Here is a 17,730-nt window from a genome sequence, read left to right as displayed (position 1 = left end):
CGGGTCGCAATGAAGGCGTGATGCAGGCGCTCAGGCAACATGTCTTCTGCTGCGGGACCTATGTTTTTTGACAGCTGTGGCGAACACGCCAACAGGCGCGAGAAAGCTCGCACCGTCCTGTTTCAAATCGCTTGGAGTTTACGCTGCGCCGCTCAGTTCAGCCCATTTCTGACGCAAGGTTGCCGCAAGGCCAGAATCGCGAGGTTCCACTTCTTCGTCTATTTCCGCCTGTTCGGGCAGGACCGGGAAGATCGCGTTGAGTTTAGTCGCTCCCACTACGGGCTCGGGGTCTTCGCTTTCTTCTTCGCGAAGAAGATCAGCAATCGCCGAGTCCAGCTTGGCCTCGTCCAGAACCCGTGCTTCGGATTCCATCGACTTATACCTTAACGGCGGGTGAAGCGGCTTGTCATATCCCTTATACATAATAGCACCAAATCGTTAACCCAGACATTCAACACGCGTGCGCCACAGTTCCATACATCGAATTGAGGTCACACCGCCCCATGTGGGGCATCAATTAAGCCAAAATGTGGCAAAAAAATGTCTCAGTTTCAAGCAGTCAGTTCCCTGAGAGCTTGAAAAATCAGAGAGTTATCTACTATTCGGAAACAATAACAAAACAACCTGGCGTAATGGGTCTGATATCGAAACGCCGTTTTGACCCAGCTTCACGATTCCCCTTCGGCTCAGTCCCGATCCCGCCAGCGGTTCACAATCGGGTAACGGCGATCCAACCAGAATGCCCGGCTGGTCAGGCGCGTTCCGGGGGCGGACTGAAAGCGCTTGTATTCGCTGATATAAATCAGGTGCTCAACCCGCCGCGCGTCTACCTCGTTGAAACCGGCGGCCACGCAATCAGCGATCGAGCCCTCCTGATCGACCAGAATATCCAGAATCGCATCCAGAATCGGGTAATCGGGCAGGCTGTCGCTGTCCTTTTGATCTTCGCGCAGTTCGGCGCTGGGGGGTTTGTCAATGACCGAGGGGCGGATCACCTCGCCCGCCGGGCCCATCATCCAGTCGCGGTGATTGGTGTTGCGCCAGCGGCAGGTCTCGAACACACGCGTTTTGTACAGGTCCTTGATCGGGTTGTAGCCACCGTTCATGTCGCCGTAGATCGTGGCATAGCCCACCGCGACCTCGGATTTGTTGCCGGTGGTCAGCAACATCTCGCCAAATTTGTTCGAGATCGCCATCAGCAACAAACCGCGCAGGCGGGATTGGATGTTTTCTTCTGTCAAATCTTCATCATGACCGGCAAACAGCGGGGCCAGAGTATCTGTCACTGCCGCCCGACTGTCCGAGATCGGCACGTAGTCGTAGTGCACGCCAAGTGCTTTGGCCACGGCCTCGGCATCGTCCAATGAAGCCTGACTGGTATATTCCGAAGGCAGCATCACGCAGCGAACATTCTCGGCCCCGATAGCATCCACGGCAATAGAAGCGACCAGAGCGGAATCGACGCCGCCCGACAGACCCAGCAGAACCTTTTTGAACCCGGTCTTGCCCATGTAGTCGCGCAGGGACTGCACCATGGCGCGATAGTCCTGCTCCCATTCATCGGGCTGCGGCACGATCTCGGCCGGTACGATGCGCCAGCCATCATCGCCGCGCTCCAAGTCGATATGGGTCACGGTCTCATCGAAAACCGGCATCCGGAACGCCAGTTCTCCACCTGGGTTCAGGCCGAAAGTGGCCCCGTCAAAAACCTGATCGTCCTGCCCGCCCACCATGTTGAGGTAGATCACCGGCAGACCGGTCTCGACTACGCGGGCCACCATATGATTCAGGCGTATATCGTACTTGTTGCGAAAATAGGGCGATCCGTTGGGGATCAGCAAAAACTCGGCCCCGGTTTCCTCAAGCGTTTCGGCCACATCAGGGTGCCAACTATCTTCGCAGATCGGGCTACCGATACGTGTATTTCCGACTGCGTAAGGCCCGCCCAGCGGGCCAGAGTCGTACAGGCGCACCTCATCGAACACCGTTTCATTGGGCAGATGATGCTTCAGCACCTTGCTGCCGATCCGACCGCCCTTGAGGATCAGATAGGCATTAAACAGGCTGCTATCTTCAACCCACGGCCCGCCAATCGCCACCGCCGGGCCGTCGGCGCATTGTGCGGCCAGTTCTTCGACAGCCACCATCGCCGCCCGGTGAAAGGCGGGCTTCATCACCAGATCCTGCGTGTTGTAGCCGGTGATAAACATTTCGGGGAAAGCCACCAGGTCGGCCCCGGCATCGCGCGCCTGCTTCCACGCGGCTAACGCCTTGGCGGCATTGCCTTCGATATCCCCTACGATCGGGTTGAGTTGCGCCAGAGTGATGCGGAAACGGTCGGCCATGCTGCCCTCTTGCCCTCGTCGGTCTTATTGCCATTTAGCAGATCATTGCGCGAGTGAAAGGCAAATGCGGCAAAACCCGTTGCTCTGCCCCCGCGCGTGCCGTAGTTTTGCGCAAAAGATGAAAACCGGACAGGCAGGACCGATCATGAACGCTTTCCGCATTTCTATTGCCGCATCCGCGATGGCCCTGATCGCTGCGGGTGCCGCCGCACAGAACGGTCAGGTGATCACAACGGATGATGAGGTCGGGGGCGTCTACGAGGGTACCTTTGAAAACGGCCTGCGTCACGGCACCGGCACCTACCGCCTGCCCAACGGGTTCGAATACAGCGGCGAATGGGTTGAGGGCGAAATTAAGGGAATGGGCATCGCCCGCTATGTCAACGGCTCGGTCTTTGAGGGGATGTTCGCCAAGGGCCAACCCGAAGGAAGTGGCAAGATCACCTATGCTGATGGTGGCAGCTACGAGGGCGAATGGGCAAACGGTGCGATCAATGGCACGGGTGTAGCCGTCTACGCCAATGGCGTGCGCTATGAGGGCGGCTTCCAGAACGCCCGGCATCACGGTAAAGGCGTACTGAGCGACCCGGGCGGCTACAGTTACGATGGCGATTGGGTGGATGGCGTCAAACTGGGCAAAGGCAAGGTGACTTATGCCAATGGCGGTATCTACGAAGGTGACATCCGCAACGGTCAGCGCCACGGCCAGGGCAGCCTGACCCTGCCCGACGGGATGACCTATGCCGGCGATTGGGCCGAGGATCGCATCACCGGCACCGGGCGCATGTCTTTTGTCAACGGGGACGTCTACGAGGGCGAGTTGGTCGAAGGCCGACGGCAAGGCAAGGGCAAGATGACCTATGCCAAAGGCGATGTCTACGAAGGCGACTATTCCAACGACCTGCGGCATGGTCAGGGAACCTATACCGGCACGGATGGGTTCCTCTATACCGGTGAGTGGACCGACGGCCTGCTTGAGGGGGTGGGCGAACTGACCTACCCGGACGGCTCGGTCCATGTCGGGGATTTCAAGGCCGATCTGGCCGAGGGCAAGGGCCTTATCACCTACCCGGACGGTTCGACCTACGAGGGGGATTGGATCGCCGGGGTAATCGAAGGCGAAGGTGTGTCGACCTATCCTAACGGTACCGTCTACAGGGGCCAGTTTCGAAACGCCAAGAACCATGGCAAAGGCATTCTGACCATGGCCGACGGCTCCAGCTATGAAGGAGACTGGGTGGACGGCTTGCGGCAAGGCAAGGGCATGTCCACCTACCCGGATGGCACGGTCTATTCCGGAGAGTTTCTGACCGGCAAACGCCACGGGCAGGGCGAGATCATCATGGCAAACGGGTTCACCTATTCGGGTCAATGGACCGAAGGCAAAATTACCGGAGAGGGGATCGCAACCTATCCCAACGGTGATGTCTACGAGGGCAATTTCGTGGACGCGAAACGCCATGGCGCCGGCACCGTACGCTATGCCAACGGCGAAACGGAAACCGGCGTTTGGGACAACGGCGCACTGGCGACGGCTGATGATACTGCTCCCGAAGCGGCTCCCGAGACGCCCCCGTCAAACCCGGACGGCTGAAGCAATACCGCTACCATGGCACCGGTTTTCCCGCCCAGTCGAAGAACCCGCCGGTATCGGTCGGGGTCAATCGTGCCATCACGTCCAATAAATTCGACGCGGCCTCGTCCGGGGCAACAGCAGGATATCGGCCGAGGTATTTCCGGGTGACGTCCGTTTTGACAGTACCGGGATGCAGCGCGACACAGATCGCCTGTTTGTGGGTGCGGGCCAGTTCGATTGCTGCCGTGTGAACAATCTGATTCACCGCCGCCTTTGCCGCCCGATAGCTAATCCAACCACCCAGCCGGTTATCCCCGATCGAACCCACACGAGCCGAAAGCACGGCAAAAACCGCGCGGCGGTCGCGGGGCAACAGACGTGCCGCGTGACTGAGGACCAGAGCCGGGCCCACGGCATTCAGCGCAAACTGATCCATCATTGCCTGCCCAGATACAGCGCGGACGGTCTTTTCCGGTGCCGTGCCGTTGATCTCCAATGCCCCGGACGCAACAAGGATCAGGTCGAACACTCCGGGGATCGCGCCCAGCACGCGATGCACGCCATCAGGGTTCGTCAAATCAAACCCGTCGGCTGAGCGTGACAAGCCCTTCACAGCCACCCCCTGCCCGCTCAGGCGCTGACAGACTGCCTGTCCGATGTCTCCTGATGCGCCAATGATCAGTGCTTTTTCCATGGCGAACCACCTAGCCGCCTGTCTGCGCGGATCAATGCGGCGCGGAAAAGAAACCGCTCAACTGCAGTTACGTCGCAAAATGGTCTTTTCATTCCGGGACGGCTCTGTATAACCTCGTTCCCATGATCAACCGCGCAGATATCCTTGTTGCCGACACCGCCATTCGCGGTGCGTCTCTGCGCGGCCTACTGATCCTAATCCGCCTCTGAGCGTGCCATCCGGCGCGCCCGCTCAGAGGAGGACGCCCGCGCGCCATAGGCTTTAGGACAGAAGAAGAAAGAGAATCCCATGACCAACGTGACCGACCAAGACCGCGTCTTGATCTTCGATACCACTTTGCGCGACGGCGAGCAGAGCCCCGGCGCCACCATGACCCACGCCGAAAAGCTCGAGATTGCCGAGTTGCTGGACGAAATGGGTGTCGACATCATCGAAGCCGGTTTCCCCATCGCCTCGGAAGGTGACTTCAAGGCGGTTTCGGAAATCGCTCAACGATCCAAAAACAGTCGCATCTGCGGTCTGGCCCGCGCCAATTTCGCCGATATCGACCGCTGCTGGGAGGCCGTGAAGCACGCCGGGAAGAATCGGATTCACACCTTCATCGGCACCTCTCCGCTGCACCGCGCGATTCCGAACCTGACCCAGGACGAGATGGCCGAGAAGATCCACGAGACCGTCAGCCACGCGCGCAATTTGTGCGAAAACGTGCAATGGTCGCCGATGGATGCGACTCGAACGGAATGGGATTACCTGTGCCGTGTAATCGAAATTGCGATCAAAGCCGGTGCGACCACGATCAACATTCCTGACACCGTTGGCTATACCGCTCCGGTGGAAAGCGCGGACTTGATCAAGCGCCTGATCGAGACGGTGCCCGGTGCCGATGAGGTGGTTTTTGCCACCCACTGCCACAATGACCTTGGTATGGCGACCGCAAACTCTCTGGCGGCAGTCGCAGGCGGTGCGCGTCAGATCGAGTGCACCATCAACGGTCTGGGCGAACGTGCGGGCAACACAGCGTTGGAAGAGGTCGTGATGGCTCTGCGAACCCGCAACGACATCATGCCGTGGAACACCGGCATCGACACGACAAAGATCATGCATATCTCGCGCCGGGTGGCGACAGTCTCGGGCTTCAACGTGCAGTTCAACAAGGCCATCGTCGGCAAGAACGCTTTTGCCCATGAAAGCGGCATCCATCAGGACGGCATGCTGAAGAACCGCGAAAACTTCGAAATCATGCGCCCCGAGGATATTGGCCTTTCGGGCACGTCTTTGCCGTTGGGCAAGCACTCGGGCCGCGCGGCGTTGCGCGACAAGCTCGAGACACTGGGCTACGAGGTCGGGGACAACCAGCTCAAGGATATCTTTGTTCGGTTCAAGGATCTGGCCGACCGCAAGAAAGAGGTATTCGACGACGACCTCATCGCGTTGATGTCGCTGGACGATGACGAAAGCAACGACCACCTGCAACTGGTATCGATGAAGGTCACCTGCGGCACCGGTGGTCAGGCGGAATCGACCGTCGAACTGGAAGTAGACGGCAAGGACGTCATCGCAACCGAACACGGCGACGGGCCGGTGGATGCGACGTTCAAGGCGATCCGCGTGATCTATCCGAACACCGCCCGGCTTCAGCTCTATCAGGTGCACGCGGTGACCGAAGGCACCGATGCGCAGGCCACGGTTTCGGTGCGCCTGGAAGAAGACGGCATGATCGCCACCGGTCAATCCGCCAACACCGATACGGTGGTGGCCTCGGCCAAGGCATATATCCACGCCCTGAACCGCCTGAAGGTGCGCCGCGAGAAAACCGGTCCCGGTGCCGACGCGCGTGAGATCAGCTACAAAGACCTGACCTAAAACGACGGGAAGAGGCTCCCGCACCCGCACCGGCCCGACTTCGCCGACCTTCTTGGGTTTTGGGCCCGGCAGCGCGCCGCAGGCGCGCTGCCGGGCCCAACTCGGTTGGCTGCATCTTTGATGCGGGCAAGCGAGGCGGGAGCCTTTCACCGTCTTCGAAGACTATGTTTTGAACTCTTTGAACAGCGCCGTCAGGCGAGCCATTTCATCCTCAAGCCCATAGGGCGCATTGATGATGAACATACCCGACCCCACCATGCGATGCCCCTCGCGCACAGGGTCGAACCTGACTTCGTGGCAGAAGGTTTTCGGCAAGTTCTGAGATTTCAGGGCGGAAATCATTGCACCATGTCGATTATCCGCCAGAATCGGATACCACAGAGCGATTACGCCCACGTTCCATTTCCGATGCAATTTGCCGATGATACCTGGCAAACGGTCGTATTCAGATTTCACCTCGTAGCTCGGGTCGATCAGCATCGCTCCACGCCGTGGTGTCGGGGGCAGCAAGGATTGCGCCAACTCGTACCCGTCCTGCCGATACACCTTGGCCCCATAAGATGACATCGCCATGGCCAGCGCGGAATGTTCCTGCGGGTGCAGCTCGGCAAAATGCAGGCTGTCCTGATCTCTCAGCAAATTGGCGGCGATCAGTGGCGATCCGGGGTAGGCCTCAGCCCCATGCCTTTTCTGAACAGCGCGGATCGCCTGTTCCAGCGGATGTTCCGCGTCAAACCACTTGGCCTGCTGGACGCGCCGGATGCCGGCCTCGGCCTCGCCCGTGCGCACCGCCTCTGCCGCATCCAGCTTGTACAAACCCCGGCCCGAATGGGTTTCCAGGTAGGTCAGCGGTTTGTCTTTACGGGTCAGATACTCCAGCAAAATTGCCAATAAAGCGTGCTTTTGCACATCAGCCAGATTCCCAGCGTGGTAAATGTGTTGATAAGAGAGCATGTTGCCTTCTAAAGTCCCTCTCAATAAGGCGGAAAGGTGCTGATTATCGCGGAATCAGCCCTTTTACCGGGCGTGCTGGCACCCTATAAGTCATCCGTCCCGGAACCGTCGAGTCGCGGGCAGTAGAAAAACCGACATACAGGATCAGGGGAAACATGGGGATCTTTGGCAATCTGGGCGGCCTGTTCACAGCGGACATGGCTATCGACCTTGGGACGGCAAACACCCTGGTGTATGTCAAGGGGCGTGGCGTGATCCTGTCTGAGCCATCCGTGGTGGCCTACCACGTCAAGGACGGCGTGAAAAAAGTTCTGGCCGTTGGCGAAGACGCCAAGCTGATGCTGGGCCGAACCCCCGGTTCGATCGAAGCGATCCGCCCAATGCGTGAAGGTGTGATTGCCGATTTCGACACGGCCGAAGAGATGATCAAGCATTTCATCCGCAAGGTGCATAAACGCTCGACCTTTTCGAAACCCAAAATCATCGTCTGCGTTCCCCATGGCGCAACCCCGGTCGAGAAACGTGCGATCCGTCAATCGGTTCTGTCCGCTGGCGCCCGTCGCGCGGGTCTTATTGCTGAACCTATCGCTGCGGCCATTGGCGCAGGGATGCCAATCACCGATCCGACCGGGAACATGGTCGTCGATATCGGCGGCGGCACCACCGAGGTTGCGGTTCTGTCGCTGGGCGACATCGTATATGCCCGCTCGGTCCGCGTTGGTGGCGACCGGATGGACGAGGCCATCATCTCATACCTGCGTCGTCAGCAGAACTTGCTGGTGGGCGAATCGACTGCTGAACGCATCAAGACCACCATCGGCACCGCGCGTATGCCCGACGATGGCCGTGGTCAGTCGATGCATATCCGTGGCCGCGACCTGCTGAACGGTGTGCCGAAGGAAATCGAGATCAGCCAGGCCCAGGTGGCCGAGGCGCTGTCTGAACCTGTCCAGCAGATTTGCGAGGCGGTGATGACCGCGCTGGAAACCACTCCGCCCGATCTGGCTGCGGATATCGTGGACCGGGGCGTGATGCTGACTGGCGGCGGTGCGCTGCTGGGCGATCTGGATCTGGCGCTGCGCGAACAGACCGGTCTGGCCGTGTCGATTGCCGACGAAAGCCTGAACTGTGTGGCTTTGGGCACCGGCAAGGCCTTGGAATACGAAAAACAACTGCGCCACGCGATTGACTACGAAAGCTAAGGCGCGCACCCTTTGCAATTAGGGTAAACTCGGCACGAGCAGCACGGGAAGGAGTCCTGTGGCAAAAGACCGATCACAGCGCGATGAATACACCACCCCCCTGCGCCGCTTGCTGTTGGGGATCGTGGTGCTGTGCCTGCTGGGGATCTTTCTGGTCTGGCGTATCGACAGCCCGCGGGTGGAACGGTTCCGCGCCCAGGTCGTCGACCGGGTCGTGCCGTCGATGGAATGGGCCATGGTACCGGTCACCGCTGTGGTCAACCTGGCCCGCGATTTCCAAAGCTATCAACGCCTGAGCGAACAGAACCAGGAATTACGCAGCGAGTTGCGCCTGATGCGGGCCTGGAAAGAGGCCGCGCTGCAGCTTGAGCAGGAAAACGCCCGGCTGCTGGATCTGAACAACGTTCGGCTCGATCCGCGCTTGACCTATATCACCGGGGTCGTGATGGCCGACAGCGGCTCTCCGTTCCGGCAGTCAGTTCTGCTGAATGTCGGCGAGCGGGACGGCATCACCGATGGCTGGGCCACGATGGACGGAATCGGCGTGGTCGGACGGATCTCGGGTGTGGGCCCGGACACGGCGCGGGTGATCCTGATGACAGATGCCTCCAGCGCGATCCCGGCGACCATTCAACCTTCGGGCCAGACCGCCCTGATCACGGGTGACAATACTCCGGCCCCCGCCGTCGAGTTTCTTGAAAACCGCGAACTGGTCCGCCCTGGCGACCGCGTCGTGACCTCGGGCGATGGCGGAGTGTTTCCGGCCGGGTTGCTAATCGGACAGATCACGGCCGATCCCGGAGGCCGTCTGCGGGTGCGTCTGTCGGCGGATTTCGAACGGCTCGAATTCTTGCGGGTGCTACGATATCAATCGGCGCCTACCATTCGGGACCCGGGCAGCATCGTTGGCCCCACACAGCCTGAAGCAGCTCTGCCGCCGGTGGAGGTTGGCGATGGATAGTCAGACTTCACAGCTTTGGTCCAAGCGTGTCCTGTACCTGTTTCTGGCCGCGCTGATCCTGTTTTTGCACCTGTTGCCTCTGGATACAAAACCGAACCGCTGGCCGTTTCCGGACTTGTTGATTGCCCTGACCTTCGCCTGGGTGCTTCGGCGGCCTGAATTCGTGCCGATCTTGCTGGTCGCAATCGTGATGCTGATGGCGGATCTGTTGCTGCAACGTCCGCCCGGCCTGCTGGCGGCGCTGGTGGTTCTGGGGGCCGCTTATCTGCACTCGGCCGCGTTTGGCTTGCGGGACTCGGGATTTGTCGGCGAATGGTCAACCGTTGCCGTGGTAATCACAGCTGTTTTTACGCTGAACCGCGTCATTCTTGCTATTCTGTCAGTGCAACAGGCAGCATTGGGGCCGGTGGTGATCCAAGTGGTTCTGACAATTGCAGTTTATCCTCTGATCGTTCTGCTCAGCCAGAACGGATTCGGTGTGCGGCGAAAATCCACGGCTGAAACCGGCGCATTGGGAGCGCGCGCATGAAGCAACGCAAACCCAAAGCCCAAGGCCTTGCCTATAAACGCCTGCCGCGCAGAGCGCTGGTTTTGGGTGGATTGCAAGCCGTCTTTATCGGCGGGCTAGCCGCCCGGATGCGATTCATGCAGGTGGATCAGGCCGACGAATACCGCCTGCTGGCCGAAGAAAACCGGATCAATATCCGCCTGATCCCACCGACCCGAGGCCGAATCTATGACCGGAACGGAGAGATTATCAGCCAGAACTCGCCATCGTACCGGATCGTCATGGTGCGCGAGGATGCGGGCGATGTGGACGAGGTGATCGCCAAACTGTCCCAGTTGATCCCCCTGACCGAGGACGAGATCGACCGGGCCAAGACCGAAATGCACCGCTCGGCCCCGTTTCTGCCGGTGACACTGGCCGATCAGGTCACATGGGAAGATATCTCGAAGGTTGCCGTCAACGCCCCTGCGCTGCCCGGCGTGATCCCCGAAGTCGGGCAGACCCGGCAATATCCCCGATATGAAGATTTCGCCCATGTGGTCGGCTATGTCGGCCCGGTCAGTGACTATGACCTGAGCCAGATCGAAGACCCCGAACCCGTGTTGCGCATTCCCCGGTTCCAGATCGGCAAGGTCGGGCTGGAAGCCAAACAGGAAATCACCCTGCGCGGCAAGGCCGGGGCCAAACGGGTCGAGGTTAACGCCACCGGTCGCGTTATGCGCGAATTGGACCGTCAGGAAGGTACCGCCGGGGCGGATCTGCAACTTTCGGTGGACGCCAACCTGCAACAATACGCGCAGGCGCGGCTGGCCGGTGAAAGCGCCGCTGCCGTGGTGATCGACTGTGAAAGCGGCGATATCCGCGCCATCAGTTCGGCGCCAAGTTTCGATCCGAACCTTTTCGTGCGCGGCATCTCGGTCGCCGATTACCGGGCATTGACCCAAGACAATTATCGCCCTCTGTCGAACAAGACGGTGCAGGGTACCTACCCCCCGGGGTCGACCTTCAAGATGATCACTGCCATGGCCGCGCTTGAAGCCGGTGTGATCGGGCCCTCGAACACCGTTTACTGCCCCGGCCACCTGAAGGTGGGCAGCCGCCGCTTCCACTGCTGGAAACGGGGAGGGCATGGAACAGTTGACCTGGAAACCTCGCTGAAACGCAGTTGCGATGTTTATTACTACGACGTGGCGCTGCGGGTGGGAATCGACAGAATCTCGGACATGGCGCGCACCTTCGGATTGGGCGTAAAGCACGATATCCCGATGTCTGCCGTAGCCGCGGGGCTGGCGCCGAACCAGGAATGGAAACAGCGTGTGCACGGGCAGGACTGGTTGGTGGGTGACACCGCGAATGCCTCGATCGGTCAGGGTTTCATGCTGGCCTCGCCATTGCAACTGGCGGTGATGACGGCGCGTATTGCGACTGGTCGCGCGGTGAAGCCAAGGCTGGTGCGCTCGGTGAACGGGATTGAACAGCCCTCGGGCGCGGGGGAACCTTTAGCGGTGAACCGCAACAATCTGGAGCAAGTGCGTCAGGCGATGTTCTCGGTCTCGAACGACCGGCGCGGCACTGCCTATCGCAGCCGCATCATCGCGGATGAGTTCCGCATGGCGGGCAAGACCGGCACCAGTCAGGTGCGCAACATCACCAAAGCCGAACGTGCCGCGGGAGTGATCCGCAACGAAGACCTGCCGTGGGAACGCCGAGACCACGCGCTGTTCGTTAGCTTTGCGCCGTATGACAATCCGAAATACGCCGTGGCCGTCGTGGTGGAACATGGCGGCGGTGGCTCGAAAGCGGCTGCCCCGGTGGCCCGCGATATCATGTTGCAGGCGCTCTACAACGGAACGCCCCCGCTCGAGGCTTATCCGACCGCCGATCGGGACGGCATCAAGGAACAGCAAAAACGGCTGGAAGGCGACCGTCGCCCCAAAGCGCGCCCGTCCGAAAAGGACCGCGCATGAGCTATCTTGAGTACGCCGTCAAATCCACGCCCTCGGGGTTCCGCAAATTCCTGTACATGAACTGGGCGCTGACCCTGCTCTTGATCAGCGTGGCCAGCACCGGGTTCCTGATGCTGTATTCCGTGGCGGGTGGATCGTGGACCCCATGGGCCGAACCGCAAATGGAACGCTTTGGGCTGGGTCTGGCCGTCATGTTCATCATCGCACTGGTTCCCATCTGGTTCTGGCGCAACATGTCAGTGCTCGCCTATATCGTATCGATCCTTCTGCTTATCTATGTGGAACTGTTTGGTACGGTCGGCATGGGCGCCCAGCGCTGGATCGACCTGAAATTCATGCGGCTGCAACCCTCGGAACTAATGAAAGTGACGCTGGTGATGCTGCTGGCGGCCTATTACGACTGGTTGCCCTCGCACAGGACCTCGCGGCCTGTCTGGGTGATCATCCCGGTCCTGCTGATCCTGATCCCGACCTTTCTGGTGCTGCGCCAGCCTGACCTTGGCACTTCGATCCTGCTGTTGGCGGCGGGCGGCGGGCTGATGTTCCTGGCCGGGGTACACTGGGCGTATTTCGCAGCCGTCATCGCGGCGGTGGTGGGCCTGATTGCCACGGTATTCAACAGCCGAGGGACCGACTGGCAGCTACTCAAAGATTACCAGTTCCGCCGGATCGACACCTTCCTCGACCCCTCGACCGATCCGTTGGGGGCGGGGTATCATATCACCCAATCCAAGATCGCACTGGGATCGGGAGGCTGGAACGGGCGCGGGTTCATGCAGGGCACCCAATCCCGTCTGAACTTCCTGCCCGAGAAACACACCGATTTCATTTTCACTACTTTGGCCGAGGAGTTCGGTTTTGTCGGGGGCATCACCCTGCTGACCCTCTATGGCCTGATACTGGTCTTCTGTCTGGTTACCGCGCTTTCAACCAAGGACCGGTTCTCGTCTCTGGTGACGCTGGGCATCGCGTTGAACTTCTTCCTGTTCTTTGCCGTCAACATGTCGATGGTGATGGGCCTGGCCCCGGTTGTGGGTGTGCCGCTGCCGATGGTCAGCTATGGCGGCTCAGCAATGCTGGTTCTGATGGCCGCCTTCGGCATCGTCCAAAGCGCCCATATTCACCGCCCCCGCTGATCTGAAAGGCCTGCTATGCCCGTGAACATCCTGTTTTCCGCGCGCCCTGCCCTGTGGCCTGTTTACGAACCGCTGCTGACCAAGTACCTGACACAGGCCGGGCTGGATTTTCGCCTGAGCACCGAGTTGGAGCCGGATCAGGTCGACTATGTGGTCTATGCCCCGAACGGCGGGCTGTTGGATTTCACCCCCTACACGCGGCTGAGGGCCGTACTCAGCCTCTGGGCCGGGGTTGAGAAGATCGCGGACAACGACACCCTGACCGTCCCGCTGGCACGGATGGTGGACCATGGCCTGACGCAGGGCATGACCGAATGGGTGGTGGGCCACGTGCTGCGCTATCACCTTGGGATGGATCAGCACATCACTGTTCAGGACGGCGTCTGGACACCTGACGCACCGCCATTGGCCACCGAACGCCGGGTTTGCATTCTGGGTCTTGGAGCGTTGGGCGAGGCTGCGGCCCGCGCGTTGGCCGCGCTGAATTTTGACGTCACCGGTTGGAGCCGTTCCGCCAAGGACATTCCCGGCGTCACCTGTTTGCATGGCGAAGACGGGTTGCGCACCGCCCTGTCACAGGCCGAAATCGTTGTCCTGCTGTTGCCGGACACACCGGCCACCACAAACACTCTGAACGCCGAAACACTGGCCCTGCTGCCCAAAGGCGCACACATCATCAATCCCGGCCGAGGGCCGCTGATCGACGACGATGCACTGCTTGAGGCTCTGAATTCGGGTCGGGTCGGCCACGCAACGCTGGACGTGTTCCGAGTCGAGCCTTTGCCAGAAGACCACCCCTATTGGGCGCACCCGAATGTGACGGTGACACCGCATATCGCATCGGAAACGCGGCCCGTGACGGCAGCGCAGGTGATTTGCGAAAACATCCGGCGGGGTGAGGAAGGCGAACCCTTCCTGCACCTCGTGGATCGTGATTTGGGCTACTAGGCGGCGATCAAGCCACGTCCTTTCAGCAGGGCTTCAACCCCCGGCAGGCGTCCGCGGAAGGCCAGGTAAAGGTCCTCGGCCTCGCGCGAACCGCCGGTGGACAGGATGTTGTCCTCCAACGCCTTGGCGCGTTCAGGGTCAAAAGCCCCACCCGCCTCTTCAAACGCGGCAAAGGCGTCGGCGTCCATCACCTCGGACCACATGTAGCTGTAATAGCCCGAGCTATATCCGTCGCCTGCAAAAACATGCGCGAAATGGGGCGTGGCGTGGCGCATCCCGATGGCCTGCGGCATCCCGATCCCGGCCAGCACCTCAGCTTGTTTTGCCATCGGATCGGCTGGGGCTGCACCATCATGGAACGCCAGATCAACCAAAGCCGAGGCGACATATTCCACCGTCTGGAACCCCTGATCGAAATTGGCGGCCTTCAGCACTTTCTCCAGCATGTCCTGCGGCATCGGCTCGCCGGTTTCGGCATGGGTTGCAAACTCGGCCAGAACCTCGGGCACCTCCAGCCAGTGCTCGTAAAGCTGGCTGGGCAATTCGACGAAATCCCGCGCAACTGACGTGCCCGATATGCTTTCATAGGTCACATTCGACAGCATCTGGTGCAGAGCGTGCCCGAATTCGTGGAACAGCGTGCGCGCATCGTCATAGGACAGCAACGCCGGGTCCCCCTTTGCGAAGTTGCAGACATTGATCACGACCGGCGCCTGCACCTTGGGGAACTTGGCCTGCGACCGCATCGCACTGCACCACGCACCCGAGCGTTTCGATCCCCGCGCAAAGTAATCACCGATGAACACCGCGATATGCTGTCCGTTGCGCGTGACTTCCCATGCCCGGCAATCGGGGTGATAGAGCGGCACGTCCAGCCGTGCAAACTCCAACCCAAACAGACGATTGGCGCAGGCAAAGGACGCTTCGATCATACGGTCCAACTGCAAGTAGGGTTTCAGCGCAGCCTCATCCAGATCATGCTCGGCCTTGCGGCGTTTCTCTGCATAGTAACGCCAGTCCCATGCTGCCAGCGGACCATTGACGCCGTCTTCCTGCATCATCTGTGTCAGGGTTTCGGCGTCCGCATCAGCGCGGGTCTTGGCCGGCTCCCACACCTGCATCAGCAGGTCTCGGACCTTGTCCGGTGTGCGAGCCATTTCCGTTTCCAGCTTGAAGGCCGCGAAGTTGTCATAGCCCAGCAGCTTGGCCCGTTCCTCGCGCAGCTGAAGAATTTCGGCTGCAATTTCACGGTTGTCGGTCTCACCCCCATTGCCCCCCCGCGCGGTCCAGGCGCGATAGGACTTTTCCCTCAGGTCACGGCGGGGCGAGAATTGCAGGAACGGTACGATCAGGGACCGGGACAGGGTTACCACCGGTCCCGCCGCGCCCTTTTCCTGCCCCGCGGCACGGGCGGCATCCACCACGAAACCCGGCAGACCTTCCAGATCACCCTCTGACAGGTCCATGAACCAATCGCGTTCATCAGCCAGCAGATTTTGAGTAAAGGAGGTCCCCAGCGAGGCCAGGCGCGCCTTGATCTCTTGCATCCGGGCGTCCTTATCGCCCTCAAGCGCCGCACCGGACCGTACGAACCCCCGATGGGTCAGCATCAGAACCCGCGCCTGCTCGTCGGTCAGGTTCAGTTCGTCCTTGCGCGCCCACAGATCGGCCACGCGCTGAAACAGCGCCTTGTTCGACGAAATCCCCGAGAAATGGGCCGCCAGCTTGGGTGAGAATTCACGCTGCAACTTCTCGCGCGCCGGGTTGCTGTCCGCCCCGGCGACGGTGAAGAACACCGACAGAACCTTGTCCATTTCCTCACCCGCGGCTTCGAGAGCCTCGATCGTGTTGGCAAAGGTGGGGGTGTCCGGGTTACCCGCAATCGCGTCGATCTGAGCGTTATGGGCCTGCATCGCCTTATCCAGAGCGGGAGCGAAATCGTCATCCGCAATTTCGGCAAATGGTGCGATTTCAAACGGTGTGGTCCAGTCGGACAGGATCGGATTGGTCATGCGTGTCTCCTTTGACCACAGAGTTAGGAACGGCAGGCCGGATGATCCAGAGCGGGGTTACGCCCCCGAGCCACATATCGGACAATCGGCACGGCGCGACAGAATGATCTTGCGGCTTTCGCCATAAAGCGCGTCATATATCAGCATCTCGCCGCGCAGGGCCTGCCCGGCCCCGGTGATCACCTTGATCGCCTCAACGGCCATCATCGAACCGACCACGCCGGGCAAGGGGCCAATCACACCCGCCTCGGCGCAGGAGGGCGCCAAGCCGGGGGCCGGTGCCTCGGGGAAAATGCACTGATAGCAGGGCGCACCACTGGCGGGGTCAAAGACACTCAGTTGTCCTTCCCATTGCGACAGGGCGCCCGAGATCAGAGGCTTGCCCAACGCAGCCGCCGTACGATTGGTCAGATAGCGGGTGTCGAAATTGTCGGTGCCATCTAGGATCAGATCGAAATCGGCAAACAGGTCTGCGGCGATCTCATCGGTCAGACGGCGATGATAGGGCAAAACGGTGACATTGGGATTCTGTGCCTGCATCGCCTGCTGCGCCGAGAACACCTTGGGCATCCCGATATCTGCGTCGCGGTGGATCACTTGCCGTTGCAGGTTGGCGTTCTCGACCACATCATCATCGATCACACCGATAGTACCGACACCAGCCGCCGCCAGATATTGCAGGGCAGGTGCGCCGAGCCCCCCGGCGCCGATGACCAGCACGCGGGCCTTTTTCATTTTCTTCTGACCGGGCCCGCCCAGCTCTCGCAAAACGATGTGGCGGGCATAGCGTTCCAGTTCGGTTTCAGAAAACTGATCGGATGGCATAACGGGCTCCTTGGCTGCGGCAGGGGCTGCGCGGTTTCTCAGCGCTTTCAGCACCCTTCCGTAAACCAGAACCAGAATGGCCGCGCCACCCAAGATCAGCCACAGCGCCGCAGAGCCGCCAGTCGCCTCACGCAACGGATTACCATCTGGCAGAACCAGCTGGGCTGTAATCACGCCCAGCAGCAGAACCCCGACCGAGGTCATGCGAGCCGCCCTGGACACTCCGGCCAGATAGCCGATCCCCCAGAGACCCGCAGCCAGAATCAGGACCAGCAGCATCAGCCGCGCCCGGTCGAGCCGAAGCCACCTGCGCCGCGCGCCGTGTCGCTGAGTGCTTCCACCGGCTCGAATGCGGCCTGCACCACTGGGGCGACGATCAGTTGGGCAATGCGCTCACCATGGGTGACTTCGAACGTCTCTTGCCCGGCGTTCAGGACGATTACGCCTAGCGGGCCGCGATAGTCACTGTCGATCGTGCCGGGAGTGTTAGGCAGGGTAATGCCGTGTTTCAGCGCCAAGCCGGAGCGGGGACGCACCTGAACTTCAAATCCCTGCGGGATTTCAATACGCAGCCCCGTCGGCACCAAGGCGCGCTGACCGGGTTCCAGCGTGATCGAGGCCCCGTCCGGCAGATTCGCCCGCACATCCGCCCCGGCTGCCCCGGAGGTTTCATAAGATGGCAGCGGGACTGACGGATCAGACCCTTCCTCTCGGATCACACGAATAGCAACCATCACTG

General features: G+C 60.4%; 15 protein-coding genes. 8 read left to right on the top strand and 7 right to left on the bottom strand.

Annotation, left to right across the window (positions count from 1 at the left end):
* Window positions 1-138: 138 nt before the first annotated feature.
* Together ACR0IK_RS13435 and ACR0IK_RS13430 are read right to left on the bottom strand one after the other, a co-directional pair.
* A complete protein-coding gene (locus tag ACR0IK_RS13435) occupies window positions 139-372 on the bottom strand; it encodes a hypothetical protein (RefSeq protein WP_480596387.1) in 234 nt (77 codons plus the stop codon).
* 314 nt (window positions 373-686) lie between these two features.
* On the bottom strand, window positions 687-2,345 hold the full coding sequence (locus ACR0IK_RS13430) for an NAD+ synthase (protein WP_480641838.1): 1,659 nt from the start codon (window positions 2,343-2,345) through the stop codon (window positions 687-689).
* 145 nt (window positions 2,346-2,490) lie between these two features.
* Between ACR0IK_RS13430 and ACR0IK_RS13425 the strand changes: the two genes are divergently transcribed.
* On the top strand, window positions 2,491-3,939 hold the full coding sequence (locus ACR0IK_RS13425) for an MORN repeat-containing protein (RefSeq protein WP_480641837.1): 1,449 nt from the start codon (window positions 2,491-2,493) through the stop codon (window positions 3,937-3,939).
* Window positions 3,940-3,949: 10 nt separating this feature from the next.
* Here ACR0IK_RS13425 and ACR0IK_RS13420 read toward each other — a convergent pair whose 3' ends face one another.
* Window positions 3,950-4,615 (bottom strand): SDR family NAD(P)-dependent oxidoreductase, encoded by a 666-nt coding sequence (locus tag ACR0IK_RS13420; RefSeq protein WP_480641836.1) that lies wholly within the window; start codon window positions 4,613-4,615, stop codon window positions 3,950-3,952.
* 288 nt (window positions 4,616-4,903) lie between these two features.
* Between ACR0IK_RS13420 and ACR0IK_RS13415 the strand changes: the two genes are divergently transcribed.
* Window positions 4,904-6,478, top strand: coding sequence for a 2-isopropylmalate synthase (locus ACR0IK_RS13415; protein ID WP_480596377.1), 1,575 nt, complete (start codon window positions 4,904-4,906; stop codon window positions 6,476-6,478).
* A 162-nt stretch (window positions 6,479-6,640) separates the two neighbouring features.
* Here ACR0IK_RS13415 and ACR0IK_RS13410 read toward each other — a convergent pair whose 3' ends face one another.
* Window positions 6,641-7,432, bottom strand: a complete 792-nt coding sequence (locus ACR0IK_RS13410) for a 23S rRNA (adenine(2030)-N(6))-methyltransferase RlmJ (protein ID WP_480641835.1) — start codon at window positions 7,430-7,432, stop codon at window positions 6,641-6,643.
* Window positions 7,433-7,587: 155 nt separating this feature from the next.
* Here ACR0IK_RS13410 and ACR0IK_RS13405 point away from each other — a divergent pair, with 155 nt between their 5' ends.
* The 6 genes from ACR0IK_RS13405 to ACR0IK_RS13380 are packed head-to-tail and all read left to right on the top strand — an operon-like array spanning window position 7,588 to window position 14,154.
* The gene (locus ACR0IK_RS13405; protein ID WP_039523195.1) at window positions 7,588-8,634 is read left to right on the top strand and encodes a rod shape-determining protein; all 1,047 of its coding nucleotides are present in this window, start codon (window positions 7,588-7,590) and stop codon (window positions 8,632-8,634) included.
* Window positions 8,635-8,692: 58 nt separating this feature from the next.
* Window positions 8,693-9,595: a rod shape-determining protein MreC gene (gene mreC, locus ACR0IK_RS13400; protein ID WP_480592943.1), complete on the top strand. Its 903-nt coding sequence runs from the start codon at window positions 8,693-8,695 to the stop codon at window positions 9,593-9,595.
* Complete coding sequence (locus ACR0IK_RS13395; protein ID WP_480592941.1) at window positions 9,588-10,124, top strand: rod shape-determining protein MreD; 537 nt, start codon at window positions 9,588-9,590, stop codon at window positions 10,122-10,124. The genes mreC and ACR0IK_RS13395 overlap by 8 nt, the downstream gene beginning before the upstream one ends.
* The gene (gene mrdA / locus ACR0IK_RS13390; RefSeq protein ID WP_480641834.1) at window positions 10,121-12,070 is read left to right on the top strand and encodes a penicillin-binding protein 2; all 1,950 of its coding nucleotides are present in this window, start codon (window positions 10,121-10,123) and stop codon (window positions 12,068-12,070) included. Before ACR0IK_RS13395 ends, mrdA begins: the two co-directional genes overlap by 4 nt.
* Complete coding sequence (gene rodA, locus ACR0IK_RS13385) at window positions 12,067-13,206, top strand: rod shape-determining protein RodA (RefSeq protein WP_480592936.1); 1,140 nt, start codon at window positions 12,067-12,069, stop codon at window positions 13,204-13,206. The genes mrdA and rodA overlap by 4 nt, the downstream gene beginning before the upstream one ends.
* Before the next feature lie 15 nt (window positions 13,207-13,221).
* Complete coding sequence (locus ACR0IK_RS13380; RefSeq protein WP_480641833.1) at window positions 13,222-14,154, top strand: 2-hydroxyacid dehydrogenase; 933 nt, start codon at window positions 13,222-13,224, stop codon at window positions 14,152-14,154.
* Here the strand turns inward: ACR0IK_RS13380 and ACR0IK_RS13375 are convergent.
* The 3 genes from ACR0IK_RS13375 to dut are packed head-to-tail and all read right to left on the bottom strand — an operon-like array spanning window position 14,151 to window position 17,725.
* Entirely contained in the window at window positions 14,151-16,166 is a 2,016-nt protein-coding gene (locus ACR0IK_RS13375) for a M3 family metallopeptidase (RefSeq protein ID WP_480641832.1), read from the bottom strand. The two genes, ACR0IK_RS13380 and ACR0IK_RS13375, sit on opposite strands and share 4 nt — an antisense overlap.
* Before the next feature lie 57 nt (window positions 16,167-16,223).
* On the bottom strand, window positions 16,224-17,270 hold the full coding sequence (locus ACR0IK_RS13370) for a HesA/MoeB/ThiF family protein (protein WP_480592930.1): 1,047 nt from the start codon (window positions 17,268-17,270) through the stop codon (window positions 16,224-16,226).
* Window positions 17,270-17,725 (bottom strand): dUTP diphosphatase, encoded by a 456-nt coding sequence (gene dut, locus ACR0IK_RS13365; RefSeq protein ID WP_480641831.1) that lies wholly within the window; start codon window positions 17,723-17,725, stop codon window positions 17,270-17,272. The genes ACR0IK_RS13370 and dut overlap by 1 nt, the downstream gene beginning before the upstream one ends.
* Window positions 17,726-17,730 lie beyond the last annotated feature (5 nt).

The organism is Ruegeria sp. BF7, from assembly GCF_056538605.1.
Note: the sequence above shows the minus strand (reverse complement) of the source record. Positions and strands in the feature narration are given on the sequence as shown.